Source organism: Vibrio nitrifigilis (assembly GCF_015686695.1).
GTDB classification, from domain to species: domain Bacteria; phylum Pseudomonadota; class Gammaproteobacteria; order Enterobacterales; family Vibrionaceae; genus Vibrio; species Vibrio nitrifigilis.
In genome coordinates, this window is sequence record NZ_JADPMR010000004.1 from 917,059 (window position 1) to 931,143 (window position 14,085).

Below are 14,085 nucleotides of genomic sequence, written 5' to 3' on the forward strand. Positions count from 1 at the left end.
TATAAAACCTTAAAAATCATCAATGTGCTGCAGTGGATGAATCATCTGCGGGTTGAGTGTCATGAAAGCCGCCACCGAGTACTTTTACTAGGGCTACTTGCTTTTCTTGTTGTTGGTTTTGTAGTTCGGTTAAAGCCGATTCAGCTTGAAGTAAACGCTGTTCCGCCATTAGCACTTCGAGTTGACTGCCCATTCCAGATTGATAGCGCTTTTCTGTAATGTGGTAACTCTTCTCAGCCAAACGCACGCTGTTTTGCGCATCATTTAACTGATTGGCTGACGATTTCAGCGCTAAAATCGTGTCGGCAACATCACCAAGCGCGTTAACCAATGTGCGATTGTATTGCGCGACCGCGCTGTCGTAATCGGCTGTATCGGAAATCAAATCTGCTTTTAAGTGCTGAGTAAATATGGGTAATGAAATCGCAGGGGTTACACGCCATGAACGACTGACATCCTCAAACATGGCATCGCCCATTATGGCTTTAAAACCCGCTGTCGCGCTTAAATTCAGATTGGGATAAAACTTTGTTTTTGCCGCATCAATATTTTTAACTGCGGCTTCAACACGCCATTTCGCTGCAACAATATCTGGGCGATGAGCAATAAGATTCGCCGGCAAATTTGCCGGTAATGTCAGATCGGTACTCATTTCAGAACTTGGGCGTTGAATAGTTTTTGCGATATCTGGACCAGCCCCGACTAACGTTGCTAACGCATTCTTAAGCTGTTTGATTGCCAATGTGCGTTTTTTCAATGTTTGTCGCGCAGATGCCGCGTTACTTTGCGCCGTATACAGTTTGTCTTTCGAGGTCAAACCGTTATCGAGTAAGCGCTTTGTAATCGTGACAATACCTTGCGTGCGTTGCAGATCTTTATGTGCTAAATCTTTTAGGCGATACGCACTCGCCAGTTGAATATAGTTCGTCGTAATTGCACTAGATAACGTGATTTTTGCCGCTTGGTGATCAATCGCGGCTGCGTGTTGTTGGTTAACACTGGCTTCCCAAGCATCACGTTCCCCACCCCATAAATCGAATGAGTAATTACCGTTTAAACCTAAGTTATAAACCGTACCATACTGATTACCCTGATAGCTGTAATCTTCTGAACGAGAGAGTCGAGTTCGAGCCAACCCTGCTTGCGCGTCTAGGGTAGGATCGAATTGCGCATCCGCCGCCATGACAGACGCTGATGCTTTCTTTAGATTCGCGTTAGCCAATTGAATTGAAGGGCTATTTTTAAGAGCACGCGCAATCAGTTGATTAAGCTGTGGGTCATTTAATACCGTCCACCAATCCTGTTTTGGCCAAGCAGCATCAGAAAGATGCGCGTGCGCCAAACTCTGGCTATGTTCCAAAATCGATTTTTGGTTCATATGGTTAGTGGGTTTGATATTACTTGGCGCAGCACAGCCATATAAAAATGTGACAGAGAGAATGGCGGCCAAAGGCGTCAATTTAATCATTTTGTTCCCCGTTTTAATTGCTGCAAACAGACGTCATCGATGGACGACATCACTATTTTTCTAAGGCAGTGACGAAGTTGTTGTTTTTCTTCCACCGTTAACGCCTGTTCTAATTCATCTAATGCGTTCATAGCTAATGGCATCCCATGCTCCACGGTTAAGCGGCCCTTTTCAGTCAAATCCAAGAGAAACGAACGACGGTCATCCGGGTCAGGCAAGCGTTTAATCAGCCCTTTCTTTTCCAGACGGTCGATCATACGAGTGATGCTACTTTTATCGACATTGAGCATTTTCCCGATATCGGAAGGACGATAATTCTCAAATTTTTTAATTTGAAACAATACTTTAGCTTGCGTTGCCGTGAGTTCTTCAATCATTTCAGGCGAAGCGAGATACTGATCGAGCAAACGATCTTTTAACTGATCAGTTTTACCTAATAGGAAACCAATGTTGTCCAAAATGTAGGGAAAAAACTCGTCTTTTTCGTCGTCTGTCATGAAGAGTCACCTTTAGTTGTCAGTGCAATAGTTGCATTAGCAACTAAATATAGTGATCAATATTGTATAAGTCAACGCTAATCAGCAAAAGTTAACATTGAATTTTGTGATATGAAACAAGACGCGAGCCAAGAGAAAGTTAATGTCTGGTCAAGACCAATTATCGAGCCTTTTATCAATTAAAATAGCTATTTAACAAAAGGCATGGTAATGCTAACCCAATGACGTTTTATCATTAAAAAAACCATCTCTACCCAATCACTTCAAGATGCTATTTCAGAGAAAATAGTTTCACTCTTAGGCAACGCGCTGACTGATCGACATAAAAAGCAGGATACGATTATCCATCGTATCGCCATCACGTAAATTCAGCGCGCTTTATAACGATTCACTCAGTAAGGGTAAAGTCGGCACAACAGTTATGAGCACGGTGTCATAATTTGCCAGTTTTTAGCTATCAAAACGAATCCAGCTGTGTACAGCCTGCAGCAGCGACTGGTGGTAAACATATAACACGACCACAGCGATGATATTGAGTAAGGTGCAAAGCCATAACCAGGTTTTAAATGGTTGTTTTTGTGTTTTATGGCGAAAAAGCGTCTGCCCTATCAATGCCCCGGGCCAACCGCCCAGTAATGTCCAACCATGCAATGTTTTCTCTGGCGTTCGCCAGCAGCCTTTGATCGACGCACGTTTATCTACGCCATACATGATTAAGGTAATCAGACTCATCAAGCCAAAATAAAGCGGAATGATCATCGGCCAGGCATAAAACCAATACAGCTCCACTAAGCCGCCAAGAAAAACGCTACTTAATAATACGGGCATAGTGATGAGTTACTCCAAATCAGCCACAAATACGCTCACAGGATGACGGCATAGACTCGCGCCTGTGTCATCACTGCGTTGAAAGGAGGTTATTTATAGCAGAACTCAGCAAAAGGTGAATACTCCATTACGGCACAAATATTGATAACTCATGAATTAAGTGACAAATCAAAGCGCTTTTAATCATTAAGGCAAGTTATCTGCTCTTTTTGTGTGCATACGAACATAAAAAGGTGCAAGACAAGCCGCTAAGTCACTGACAGTTGAGAGGAACTTGTTGGAAATAAAACCATTATGAACAATCAGTTAGAACTATTTAAACGTATAGCAGCCTTTTTGGCACAACAGATGCAAAACTGTGAATTTGTGGTTCATGACCTGAGTAATTTAGAACATTCAATTACTTATATCGGTAATGGTCATATAAGTGGCCGAGAGATCGGCGATTCTGCAACCGACTTGGTGTTAAAGGTTTTGCGTAACAAGGATCATTTAACCCGTGATTATACCCAAATCTATAACAGCGCGGCAGAGAACAATACTCGATTTCATTCGTCGACATTTTTTATTAAAGAGCAAGATCACCTAGTTGGCTTACTTTGTATTAATGAGGATTTAACCCATTTCCAGAATGTCTTTGATGCGGTATCAAGCATATTAGGAAAAACACAGCAGCAAGAAGCGCATGTTGTCTCTGAGCGCTTGGTGCCAACGATTGATAGCTTACCAGTCAATGTGATTGATGAGCTTATTCAAAAACGAATTCATAATATCAATCACTTGACCAAAGAAGAGCGAATTGACGTGGTAAAAGAACTCGATAAAAAAGGCGTATTTTTGATTAAAGGCTCAATCAACCAAGTCGCCAAAACACTGAAGGTGTCAGAGGCAACCATGTACCGATACTTACAAGCGATTAAATAATTTTTTTCGCACCTAAATGATAATTTTTTATCAACTTGAGAAAACTTTTATTACGCATGACGTGTAGCACACGTATTTAGTTCACGGAGGAATTCATGCAACAACACATTAAAGCCCCTTTTCATAACGTGACTGGCGGTTTATTCGATTCCGTCATCAAGGCAGATGTTGGTGAAGGTGCAGGTAAAATCATTGAAAGTGGCGGAACTATCCTTGCTTGGGCAGACCCTGATTTCCCTGACCCAGCAATGCCGGCGAGTGTACAACAAGCCCTGATAGACAGTGTCAACCATGGGGTCTCATCACACTATGTCATGCCAATTGGTCCTCGAGAACTTAGAGTAGCTATCGCAGATAAAATTCAGCGTCAAACGGGCTTAGATCTCGACCCTAGCCGCAACATCATTGTCACTCCGGGGTCTGATTCTGGCTTGTTTTATGCCATGTACCCGTTTCTTGAAAGCGGCGATGAAGTTCTCGTGCCTACGCCAACTTACCCAAATAATATGGTCAATATCTCGTTGATGGGAGCGAAAGCTATTGAGGTTCCCACTCAGGCAGAGAACAACTACCAAATTGAAAAATCTCAACTTGAAAAACACTTGACACCAAACACTAAGATACTGGTGATTTGTCACCCGAATAACCCAACATCCGTAGTTTATCGTAAAGAAGTAATAGCTGATATTGCTGAATTTGTTATCGAGAATGACCTTATCCTCATTTGTGACCAAGCGTTTGAAGATATTATTTTTGATGGGATTGAATTCGTCGCACCTGCCTCTCTGCCACAAATGCTAGAACGCACAGTTACGGTATGTTCTATGTCTAAAGGTTATGGACTTAGCGGTTTGCGCATAGGTTACATTTATACCAGCGATACCCTGATTGATAAATACTATGGGGCTGCAGTGAACATTCTTGGTGCTCCTTCACATCTTTCATGTGCTGGCGCGATAGCTGCCCTGCACGATGACACCATCATTAATGAACGTCAGGTACGACTAGCCAATCGTCGCGCGACTGTTTGCGAGATTTTTAACAGTATTCAAGGTGTGAGCTGCCAAGCACCAGAAAGCGGCATCCTACAGTGGATTAATGTCGAGAACATTGGTAATGGTGCTGATATCACTCAGTTTATTTTGCAAGATCAAAACGTTTTAGTTAATCCAGGAGGTCAGTACGGGAAAGGCTTCGAGGGTTATCTTCGCCTTATTTATGGATGTTTCCGTGATGATGTTCAATTGTTCAACGCTTGCGAGAGGGTAAAAGATGGTCTCATTAACTTTAAATAAAACCAATGAGATCGTTGAAGATAACGATCTTCCTATTTTTAAAAACCAGCTAATTGCACTGCTACCACTCGCATTATTTTTTCTTTCCTGCATGGTGCTATTTACCCATTACATGACCTACGATATGCATGTATTGGCTGGATCCGCTTTCCTTGGTTTAATGATTACTGGTCTTTTAGCAACCAATAAAGAGAAATATTGGGAGGCTGTATTAAAAGGAATTGCCAGCAAAGAAAGCGTCACCATCTTTTTGTTATTGCTACTGATTGGTATGTTTTCACAAATGATCAAAGTCAGTGGTTTATCAAATGGTTTGATTTGGTTCGCTCAATCTTTTCATTTTTCCGCAGCTGGGTTTATTGCCTTTACCTTTGTGGCAGTATGTATTGTTGCTACTTCAACTGGCTCCTCTATCGGTACAATGTTTGCTGCTTTTCCTGTGTTCTTCCACACGGGCAGTGCCATAGGAGTTGATGGTGCCATGTTAGCTGGGGCAATTGTATCTGGGTGTATTTTTGGCGATAACCTTGCACCTATTTCCGATACTACCATTGCATCCGCCTCAACACAGGTGATGCAACGATCTGGTAAATCATCAGATATCGGCGGAGTAGTTCGTTCCCGTTTCAAATATTCAATAATCGCCGCTGTTATCACAGTAGGTTTTTATCTATTAATAGCTGCGCATCATGAATTGGATTATTCCAAGGCAATTGAACACGCATCTGCATTTAATCTATTAATGCTACTTCCAGTGCTGGTCTTATTGGTCATTTCTAAACTTACCAATAACATTTTTATCGCAACCAGCTTGGCGTTAGCATTTGGTATTGTATTGGGTTTGATAAGTGGAATATTCGATATCAATCAAGTATTTCACTCCGATGGTACTTTAGGTAATCACGCTACAGGTTTTCTTGCCGATGGTATTCAAAGCATGATGGGAACCGCTGTATTGGTCGTCTCCATTTTTGGAATCATGGGCATTATACGCTCTGCAAAAGTCGTAGAGTCATTAACTGATCGCTTAATGCGTTCAGCCTTTTGCCAAACACAGCGTGGATTTGAAATTGTATGTGCTGTGGTAGTGAATATCGTTACCATCCTATTCGGTGGCGTTACTAGTGCGACGATTCTTACCGTTGGGCCAATCATTAACGAAGCGGGACAACGGCTTAATATCCATCCCTATCGGCGTGCAAATATGCTCGATGGTTTTGCTAACACCTTGGGAGTTGTCATTCCATTTTTCAGTGTGTTTGTTTTTATTTCATCGGCGCTGAGTAGCGTCTCTCCCAATGCCGTAGCTGGCGCATTTATCTACCCAATAGTGCTGTTTGTCGTATTGCTGCTTTCGGTGCTAACTGGGTTTGGCCGCAAACCAGAATTTTAATCATTGCTAATGCAAAAATACCTGCATAATGCAGGTGTTTTTATTGGCCAAATCAAATAACTAAACCCAACAGCTCAGGTAAGGATTGTATGACATAAGCTGGTGTTGGTAGCCCTGCTCGTTCGTGAAAACCAGCTAACCACACGGCGTGCATGCCAGCATTGTAAGCGCCTTGCATATCATTTACCGGATGATGGCCAACATACACGCACTCATTTGGCCGAAATCCGGCTTGGCTTATCGTCTCAAGGAAAATAGCGGGATCAGGTTTCTTCGCACCGAATTGCTCGGAACTCACAAGATGGTGTATCAGTGGAGAGAATGACGTGGCTGCCAGCGTATTGATTCGGCTTTGCTGACCACCATTGGAAATAATCGCAAGATAGTAGCCTTTCTTTGCTAACTCATTTAGCACTTTTGTAGCACTGGGCATCTCAACAGTGGATTGAGGGAAATGAGTTTTCCAGTCGCGCTCTAACTGATCAGCAGCTATGGGCTGTTGCCAACAAAGTTTCGTAGAGAGCTCAGCCCCGATCGCTTGGGATATTTTTCGATAACGGCGTTTATCACCAAGATAACCGCCGTTATCTATCGTCTTAATTAAGTTTGCCACTTGCTCGCAAGACACATGGCTCAGTAAACTCACATAGCGCTGCACAAAGCCCTCAGAAAAGCGATCAATGCTGGCATTTCTGTGCACTAAGGTATTATCTAAATCGAAATAGATAGCTTTGATATGAGACATTACCTGTCGCTGATTACAATCCCATTGCATGTGTATCTTCCGGTATAAGAATAACTATTAAACAATGAGTTATACTACAAAACTTTATCAGAGACCAAAGAGGCATGTTCAGGGCGACGCCAAATGAAAAAAGCGCCAATACTCATACCAACGGCGGCAAGCAGTATCAATTTGACCGGTACATGCATGATGATAAGCACTCCCAAACAGCACAGCATTGAAATCGCGGATTGGATTTTGTTAGCGCGAGAAATTACCCCACCATTACGCCAATTGTCGATCATATTTTTAAAATAAGGGACCGACATAATCCAATGATGGATAGTCGGTGACCCTTTTGCTGCTGCCCATGCAGCCAACATAATAAACTCCGTGGCAGGCAGGCCAGGTAATAGAATCCCTAACACCGCCATACCCAAACTCAAAACAGCAATAATTTTGTAGATCCAACGCTTAAGCGCTGATGGTGAATTATCCTTATTATTCATCGTCATCCTCTTCATCAACACCTAACTCAGTCGCTAATGTTTTATCCACGTCGATATCATTGTATTGCGTTCGGTTATACGCGGTGACAGCCATGACTTTATTGTCGATCAACGAAGCAAATGGCGTTAGCCCGCCAGACTCACCACACAATTGAACCACCATAATGGCGTCATCGCTATTGTCACTGTCTTCTTCCGGTAACGCACCACTAAAGATTGTGCCCGAACTTAATGTGGAACAGATTCCACTTACATTCCCCCGGTGCAAGGGTTTCCAATCCATGGTTCTGTCTAAATTTACTTTATAAATGTTAAGTTCATAGTCCCCTATTGCCGAAGCTGGGACTGCTGCTGCCAATAACTGGTTAATATCTTCAGCGCTCAGATAGCTTTGTACCGATAATACAGAAGCTAAAGTGTGTGAAATTCTGTCATACTCTCCTCGGGTACGGTTAATCATATACAGATCAGCCGCGACAGACATGGTGCCCACCAGCATTGCGAGCGTAAGAGTAAATTCGACCATCGCTAGCCCTGCTACGCGCTTCAATCGGCGGTTCATGAGCTTCCCTCATCATCGTCACCATCGATCACTAAATCACCCAATATCTGCTGGAATTCATGTTGATAAGAACTCCCTAGATCAAATAGCTGCGGAAGAGGGGTTATAAAATCCTGATTAAGCGTTAATGTAATATTCAGTATCGGCGCATTGGCATACGTTGGCGTATCGTCATCATCATTTGCATCACGACTCCCACTACTGTCTGTAGTACCAGAAAAATCGCCTAAGGTGGCAAATGTATTGAGCTCTAATTCTAAATTCGTTTTATCCACTAAATCATAAGAATAACTCGCCACCCGCTCAACAATAAGCGAGTTCAATTGAGCCTCACCTAATGAATAAAAATCGTCTTCACTACGCAGGTTTTGTACGGCTCTCTCGAGTGAGGTATTCACAACAGTAATCACCAACGCAATTCTTGCTAACTCGAAAAACATCACCAAAATAAACAGCAATACTGGAAATATCAGTGCGGCCTCTAACGATACAATGCCTTGCTGCTTGCGCCTTAAACAACGAATGGCCGTTCGCATTTAGTTCTCCTCCTCAAGTTGAATAGGCACTTGTGATAACGAGGCAATTTCTGTTGCTAATGGGCGCCCCTGTTGAACACGATGACGCAACTGTTCAAATTGAGCGATAACCCGTTCAGTCTTATCGGCAGGGAGTTCAAGATTCAATAATTTACGGGCCTGATCACTCCGTTCGTTTAGTATGTAAGCCAATGCTAGATTCAACTTACCTGACAAAGATAACCCTGCCCGGCGCGCATGTAATAATTCGATTGTTCTATCAGTCTCACCAGTCACCAAATAGGTCATGGCTAAATTATTTAAGACCATGTCATTATTGGGTTCGATTTTAATGGCCTTTTGTAACAACGCCCGTGCTTGCTTGGTATGACCATTGAGGTTAGCAATAACACTTAATCCATTGAGCGCTGTGACATTGTTAGGGTTAATCGTTAGTGCATGATGCAAATATTGACTTGCTTCTTCTCGCTGCGCCAACTGCAAATAAGCTCGTCCTAGACCGAGATCAATCGCTTCTTGCTGTTCAGGTTCGATGTGCCCTTTTAGGGTATCGGCCGCACGTTCAAATAACATCACGGCCTGACTCGGAGACACAACTAATGCTGCAACCGTCGCGAATTCCAAGACATAAGCATCTTTAAGTTGATGCTTCTTATCCATATTTTCATAAACTTCATAAGCCGCTTTGTATTTGGCGTTATCACGTAAAATATGCGCCAATTTCAACGCCTCTTGGGCGTTTTCTGGGCTTGATACGGTTGCATCCTTATTCAGACCAGAGTGACTCGCACACCCCGAAAGCATCAGCAACATGAGGCAAGCACTTGTCAGTAATTTATTCATTTCAATATCTCTTTAATTCGCCAGAATACGGACAATACGCACCATCGCTGGAGCGCCCATCATGGCAATGACTGGGGGAAGAATTAACGTCATTAATGGCACACTAAGCTGCGCAGGTAATTTACCCGTTTTTTCCTCTAGCTCAAGGACTAACGCTTTGCGGCTCTCTTCAGAAATGGTTTTTAACGCTTGAGAAAGAGGTGTGCCGTAACGCTCTGCTTGCACTAAGGTTGCCACCATCGCAGAGATATTATCGACCCCACAGCGCTCAGCAAGATTGAGCAATGCTCGGCGTCGATCACTGAGGATCTGCATTTCCATTTGGGTGTATCCCAGCTCCTGCGCGACTTCAGGTGCAGAAAAAGCCAATTCTTTGGACACAACTTGGAGAATACGAGCCAAAGGCAAGCCAGCCTCGGCACAAATCACCATGAGATCAAGGGCATCTGGTAAGTTATCTGACAAGCGCTGGCCGCGATGTGAAGCGCGAATTTTTAACCACATTTCAATGACAAATCCGCTTAAAAACATCAGCATCAAGCTACCCGCCAGTCCGGACATGCTCAGGCGGTGACCGCTGTCTAATCCAAAGGTAAGAAATAGCGCAACACTGAGCACACCCAACGCATATTTGCCGAACGTGAATAAACCGATATAGCGTCGGTCATGAAACCCCGCCATTGCCAGTAAACGGTGGGTTTTCATTCTATCGGTTTGAGTACCTGATAAGTGGTTACCCATACTGGAAAACTGCACTAATAGCGGATAGCGTTCAAACCATGATTCCCCTTGATTACGTGCAATGGCGTCATCTAAAGCACTTGTTTCATGGTGTATCACATTAAGGCGCTCAGCCAAACTGATTTGGCGAGTACGCCAATGCAGTCCTAACAGTAAAATTCCGATGGCTAAACAGATCAATCCAACGCCAATTAACATAAAAGCTTGTTCGTTCATCGTATAACTCGCTTAATCATGAAGTGAGTGATCGCTAATCCAAGCGAAACGCTGCATCCGGCATAAATTAATACGCTGTTGCCTGTTGGATCGTTAATTAAAAATTCGAAGTCTTTCGGTGAATTAAAAGACATATAAGCCAACGAAAGCGGTGCGAGTAATGCCACGATTGTTGCCGAAGCACGAACTTCAGAGGTTTTTGCTTTAATCTTGAGCGCCAACTCTTGACGAGCACGTAACGTCTCACTAAGACGTTCTAAGGTTTCACTCAATTTACCACCGGTTTCTTGGTTGATAATCAAAATCACGACAAAGAAGCGGTATTCATTTAATGGCACTCGCGCGGCGGAATCTCGCATGGCTTCACGCAGGGGAATCCCCACTTTTAGCCAATTATCAATTAACAAAAATTCGGCGGCCAATGGGCCTGGCAAGTTATCAGCAACCATTGCAAAAGTATTCGTCACGGGAACGCCGGCTCGCGCAGCCCGTATAATAGAATCAATCGCCTGAGGTAAATTTTGCTTAAACTCGGTTAAATGACGGCGCATCGCATGGAAATAAGCGATACCCACGATCGCGACAAATACCGTGATGGTTAAACAAAATGCTAATAACAAAGGTGAGGTTGACGATTTAGCGACACTTAAGGCGACCAACAGTGATGGAATCAGAATCACCGTCGCACGTTTTTTCCAAGTGTCTTGCCATCCCAATAACGACAAATCCGTCCAAAACCGTTGCGCAAATGTACCGATTAAGGGAAGGTGACTGAAACGATCATCTTCTATCAGGCGGCGAATTTCATCATTACTGTCGATATCAGCGTTAACTTCATCACCGATGACAATTTGCTTAAGATCAGCAAAGTATTGATCTCGCGCTTTACGCTCCTTGCCAGTCACATAAGCGTGGCGACCAGCGAGGATCGTGGTAAATAACAGCGCAAAGATGGCAAGAGTAATACCATCCCACATTAGTTATTCTCCCTAAAATAATGAGCGTGTGTGCTATAGAAATTTGGACGCTGTCCCGTTGATACGTAATCACCATGAACCTTGCCATGACCATCAATTTCTTTGGTGGCAAACGCGTACAATTCTTGAGTTTGAATCACGTCATCTTCCATACCACAGACTTCAGTAATCGATACGACGCGGCGGCCACCATCACTCATCCGCTCCACTTGAACAATAAGGTCAACGGCACTGGCGATTTGACGGCGAATGGCTTCGAGTGGCAACTGCATATTAGCCATCATCACCATGTTTTCCAGACGCATAATGGCATCACGAGGAGTATTGGCGTGCACCGTACAGAGCGAGCCATCGTGGCCAGTATTCATCGCTTGCAGCATATCGAAACTTTCCCCGCCACGAACCTCACCCAAGATGATGCGATCGGGACGCATACGTAGGGCATTTCGTACCAAGTCACGCTGATCCACTTTACCTGAACCTTCGGCGCTCACTGGGCGGGTTTCCAAGCGCACCACATGAATTTGTTGCAGCTGCAATTCCGCCGCATCCTCGATGGTGATAATGCGATCGTCGTTACTGATGTTTTGTGATAATGCATTGAGCAACGTAGTTTTACCTGCCCCCGTACCACCTGAAATAATCACATTCAAACGCGCGTTCATGGCCCGTTTGAGGACTGTGATCATCTCGTCGTTCATTGCACCTTTATCCGCTAGAATCTCTAACGACATGTTACGGCGCATGAATTTACGAATAGAGATGGTGGTGCCATCCAATGCTAGTGGATGGGTAATGATGTTGACCCGGCTACCATCTTCAAGACGAGCATCCACCATAGGGTGTGTTTCATCAATACGCCGCCCGACTCGTGCTGCAATCCGCTGAGCAATGTTAAACACGTGCTCTTCATCAATAAAATGAATGGGGGTTAGCTCCAACTTGCCGAAGCGTTCAACAAAGACTTGTCCCGCCCCATTGACCAAAATATCGTTGACGCTTTCATCTGCCAACAGTGGCTGAATGGGACCGATGCCGATCATTTCGTTGAACATGGTCGCACCGATATGGCGCTCTTCTTCCGCTGAAAACTGCAGACGATGCTCATCACAAATAGATGAGATAATCTCGTTAATTTGCTGCTTGAGCTTTTCAGGTGGCATAGAAGCCACCTTCATCGGATCAATTTGTTCGTACAGATAATCACGAACTAAGCGTAAATTGCTGTTCGTTGCTTGAGTATCACTGCTTTGCGCGGCCTGTGCACGATCCACTTTCGTTGCGACTTCCTCTGTCGGAACCTCTTTTATCTGCGGATCCCGATTCGGCTCACGAAATTTTTTACGTGTCGCTTTCATCATCATGATGCTTTCCTCTCAAACGCAGAGGTCAACTTAGAGAGCAACGCACGCTTGCCCTTCTTGGTCGTTGGGCGACCACAAATAATATCAACTAAATCAGCCAACGTATCACCAAACAGCCCTGTATTTTCAATATTTAACGGACCTTTAAGCAGCATTTGTTCAATGGTTTTTCCCGCCGATGGCAATTCAATATCGACCGAGCGTCCAATAAATTTTTCGAATTCATTGCGCGCGATAACTTGGCTACTTTCATGACGAGCATTCGCAACAATCACAATGCGTTGCCCTTCACTTTCATCACCAATTTCTTGAATCAAGCGCAGGTTATTGCGCGCGGCCGCTATGGTGTAATCAGCCACTAAAACTCTAGTGTGTGCACAAGCTAATACATCAATGCCACCTTGAGGTTGGCCCGCTGGGATATCCCATACTACTTGATTGAACATCTGACACAGCGTACCTCCAAGACTCAGAACCTGCTCTTCACTCAGTAATTGCATCGCTGCTTGATAATCGGGCGTATGGCTCAGTAGAGACAGCTTGTCAGAAAGGCTAGTCATAGAGCGATTTAAAAATCGTACATCAATACTCTCGGATTTAAGTACTCCATCCAAACCACTTTGTTCTTTTAAACCGGCTAACAAGCCAAGACAGCCATTGGTACGGTCAAAATCAACCATACCGGTTGTCACGCGCTGCTGATTCGCTAACAGTTGTGCAATACCATAGGCAACGGTGGACGCGCCTACGCCACCTTTAACTCCTGTAACAGCAATAGTGCGACCGATTAACTGCTCTTCAATCTGGCCTTTTTTCATACTGTTAAGGGTATTGGATAAGCGATCTAAGGTCACTGGCTTTAACAAATAATCAAAAATGCCTTGTGCCAACATATTGCGGTACAAATCCAGATTGACCGCTGAGCCGAGCGCCACAATTTTACAAGTTGGGCCACACACCGCTCCTAAACGAGCCAAACTCTCCAAGGGGTACTGCTCTTGATCAATATCGACAAACATCGCTGCGGGAATCACGTTTGCCTTAACCCACTCAGTCGCTTTATCTAAATTGCCGATAAATACTTGCTCACTATCATAGCCAAGGCGCCCGATGTGATCGGCATACAGTGCCGCTTCATCTTTCGTTGTGGTAAACAGCGTAACGGATGCAAGCTCTTCTGAATTATATTGGTAATTGTCTTCACTCAT

15 protein-coding genes are annotated in these 14,085 nt (G+C 44.0%); 3 read left to right on the forward strand and 12 right to left on the reverse strand.

What is annotated here, in order from left to right; all coding sequences use genetic code 11:
* Window positions 1-19: 19 nt before the first annotated feature.
* The 3 genes from I1A42_RS20495 to I1A42_RS20505 form a co-directional block, all read right to left on the reverse strand.
* Window positions 20-1,468 (reverse strand): efflux transporter outer membrane subunit, encoded by a 1,449-nt coding sequence (locus I1A42_RS20495; RefSeq protein ID WP_161154198.1) that lies wholly within the window; start codon window positions 1,466-1,468, stop codon window positions 20-22.
* Window positions 1,465-1,965: a MarR family winged helix-turn-helix transcriptional regulator gene (locus I1A42_RS20500; protein ID WP_161154197.1), complete on the reverse strand. Its 501-nt coding sequence runs from the start codon at window positions 1,963-1,965 to the stop codon at window positions 1,465-1,467. The genes I1A42_RS20495 and I1A42_RS20500 overlap by 4 nt, the downstream gene beginning before the upstream one ends.
* Before the next feature lie 450 nt (window positions 1,966-2,415).
* Complete coding sequence (locus I1A42_RS20505; RefSeq protein WP_196124722.1) at window positions 2,416-2,793, reverse strand: DUF1294 domain-containing protein; 378 nt, start codon at window positions 2,791-2,793, stop codon at window positions 2,416-2,418.
* Between the two features lie 294 nt (window positions 2,794-3,087).
* Here I1A42_RS20505 and I1A42_RS20510 point away from each other — a divergent pair, with 294 nt between their 5' ends.
* The 3 genes from I1A42_RS20510 to I1A42_RS20520 all read left to right on the forward strand — a co-directional run bounded on the left by I1A42_RS20510 (window position 3,088) and on the right by I1A42_RS20520 (window position 6,405).
* Complete coding sequence (locus I1A42_RS20510) at window positions 3,088-3,717, forward strand: helix-turn-helix transcriptional regulator (RefSeq protein ID WP_161154195.1); 630 nt, start codon at window positions 3,088-3,090, stop codon at window positions 3,715-3,717.
* Window positions 3,718-3,812: 95 nt separating this feature from the next.
* Entirely contained in the window at window positions 3,813-5,012 is a 1,200-nt protein-coding gene (locus tag I1A42_RS20515; RefSeq protein ID WP_196124724.1) for a pyridoxal phosphate-dependent aminotransferase, read from the forward strand.
* Complete coding sequence (locus I1A42_RS20520; protein WP_196124726.1) at window positions 4,990-6,405, forward strand: Na+/H+ antiporter NhaC family protein; 1,416 nt, start codon at window positions 4,990-4,992, stop codon at window positions 6,403-6,405. Before I1A42_RS20515 ends, I1A42_RS20520 begins: the two co-directional genes overlap by 23 nt.
* A 52-nt stretch (window positions 6,406-6,457) precedes the next feature.
* Here the strand turns inward: I1A42_RS20520 and I1A42_RS20525 are convergent, their stop codons facing one another.
* The 9 genes from I1A42_RS20525 to I1A42_RS20565 all read right to left on the reverse strand — a co-directional run bounded on the left by I1A42_RS20525 (window position 6,458) and on the right by I1A42_RS20565 (window position 14,085).
* Entirely contained in the window at window positions 6,458-7,150 is a 693-nt protein-coding gene (locus I1A42_RS20525) for an HAD family hydrolase (protein WP_196124729.1), read from the reverse strand.
* Window positions 7,151-7,224: 74 nt separating this feature from the next.
* Window positions 7,225-7,638, reverse strand: coding sequence for a YbaN family protein (locus I1A42_RS20530; protein WP_196124731.1), 414 nt, complete (start codon window positions 7,636-7,638; stop codon window positions 7,225-7,227).
* Window positions 7,631-8,200: a pilus assembly protein gene (locus tag I1A42_RS20535; RefSeq protein ID WP_196124733.1), complete on the reverse strand. Its 570-nt coding sequence runs from the start codon at window positions 8,198-8,200 to the stop codon at window positions 7,631-7,633. Before I1A42_RS20535 ends, I1A42_RS20530 begins: the two co-directional genes overlap by 8 nt.
* Window positions 8,197-8,736, reverse strand: a complete 540-nt coding sequence (locus I1A42_RS20540; protein ID WP_196124735.1) for a TadE/TadG family type IV pilus assembly protein — start codon at window positions 8,734-8,736, stop codon at window positions 8,197-8,199. The genes I1A42_RS20535 and I1A42_RS20540 overlap by 4 nt, the downstream gene beginning before the upstream one ends.
* Window positions 8,737-9,579, reverse strand: a complete 843-nt coding sequence (locus I1A42_RS20545) for a tetratricopeptide repeat protein (RefSeq protein WP_161154188.1) — start codon at window positions 9,577-9,579, stop codon at window positions 8,737-8,739.
* Window positions 9,580-9,591: 12 nt separating this feature from the next.
* Window positions 9,592-10,536 carry a type II secretion system F family protein gene (locus I1A42_RS20550; protein ID WP_161154187.1) on the reverse strand — a complete coding sequence of 315 codons (945 nt, stop codon included), beginning with the start codon at window positions 10,534-10,536 and terminating at the stop codon, window positions 9,592-9,594.
* The gene (locus tag I1A42_RS20555) at window positions 10,533-11,513 is read right to left on the reverse strand and encodes a type II secretion system F family protein (protein WP_161154186.1); all 981 of its coding nucleotides are present in this window, start codon (window positions 11,511-11,513) and stop codon (window positions 10,533-10,535) included. The genes I1A42_RS20550 and I1A42_RS20555 overlap by 4 nt, the downstream gene beginning before the upstream one ends.
* Window positions 11,513-12,877 carry a CpaF family protein gene (locus I1A42_RS20560; RefSeq protein WP_196124737.1) on the reverse strand — a complete coding sequence of 455 codons (1,365 nt, stop codon included), beginning with the start codon at window positions 12,875-12,877 and terminating at the stop codon, window positions 11,513-11,515. Before I1A42_RS20560 ends, I1A42_RS20555 begins: the two co-directional genes overlap by 1 nt.
* Window positions 12,874-14,085, reverse strand: coding sequence for a histidine kinase (locus tag I1A42_RS20565; RefSeq protein WP_196124739.1), 1,212 nt, complete (start codon window positions 14,083-14,085; stop codon window positions 12,874-12,876). Before I1A42_RS20565 ends, I1A42_RS20560 begins: the two co-directional genes overlap by 4 nt.

What these genes read in the sequence shown, in the direction of transcription:
- I1A42_RS20535 (WP_196124733.1), bottom strand. Translation starts at nt 8,200, where the DNA reads ATGAACCGCCGATTGAAGCGCGTAGCAGGGCTAGCGATGGTCGAATTT.
- I1A42_RS20560 (WP_196124737.1), bottom strand. Translation starts at nt 12,877, where the DNA reads ATGATGATGAAAGCGACACGTAAAAAATTTCGTGAGCCGAATCGGGAT.
- I1A42_RS20550 (WP_161154187.1), bottom strand. Translation starts at nt 10,536, where the DNA reads ATGAACGAACAAGCTTTTATGTTAATTGGCGTTGGATTGATCTGTTTA.
- I1A42_RS20520 (WP_196124726.1), top strand. Translation starts at nt 4,990, where the DNA reads ATGGTCTCATTAACTTTAAATAAAACCAATGAGATCGTTGAAGATAAC.
- I1A42_RS20515 (WP_196124724.1), top strand. Translation starts at nt 3,813, where the DNA reads ATGCAACAACACATTAAAGCCCCTTTTCATAACGTGACTGGCGGTTTA.
- I1A42_RS20500 (WP_161154197.1), bottom strand. Translation starts at nt 1,965, where the DNA reads ATGACAGACGACGAAAAAGACGAGTTTTTTCCCTACATTTTGGACAAC.
- I1A42_RS20565 (WP_196124739.1), bottom strand. Translation starts at nt 14,085, where the DNA reads ATGAGTGAAGACAATTACCAATATAATTCAGAAGAGCTTGCATCCGTT.
- I1A42_RS20495 (WP_161154198.1), bottom strand. Translation starts at nt 1,468, where the DNA reads ATGATTAAATTGACGCCTTTGGCCGCCATTCTCTCTGTCACATTTTTA.
- I1A42_RS20525 (WP_196124729.1), bottom strand. Translation starts at nt 7,150, where the DNA reads ATGTCTCATATCAAAGCTATCTATTTCGATTTAGATAATACCTTAGTG.
- I1A42_RS20505 (WP_196124722.1), bottom strand. Translation starts at nt 2,793, where the DNA reads ATGCCCGTATTATTAAGTAGCGTTTTTCTTGGCGGCTTAGTGGAGCTG.
- I1A42_RS20510 (WP_161154195.1), top strand. Translation starts at nt 3,088, where the DNA reads ATGAACAATCAGTTAGAACTATTTAAACGTATAGCAGCCTTTTTGGCA.
- I1A42_RS20555 (WP_161154186.1), bottom strand. Translation starts at nt 11,513, where the DNA reads ATGTGGGATGGTATTACTCTTGCCATCTTTGCGCTGTTATTTACCACG.
- I1A42_RS20540 (WP_196124735.1), bottom strand. Translation starts at nt 8,736, where the DNA reads ATGCGAACGGCCATTCGTTGTTTAAGGCGCAAGCAGCAAGGCATTGTA.
- I1A42_RS20530 (WP_196124731.1), bottom strand. Translation starts at nt 7,638, where the DNA reads ATGAATAATAAGGATAATTCACCATCAGCGCTTAAGCGTTGGATCTAC.
- I1A42_RS20545 (WP_161154188.1), bottom strand. Translation starts at nt 9,579, where the DNA reads ATGAATAAATTACTGACAAGTGCTTGCCTCATGTTGCTGATGCTTTCG.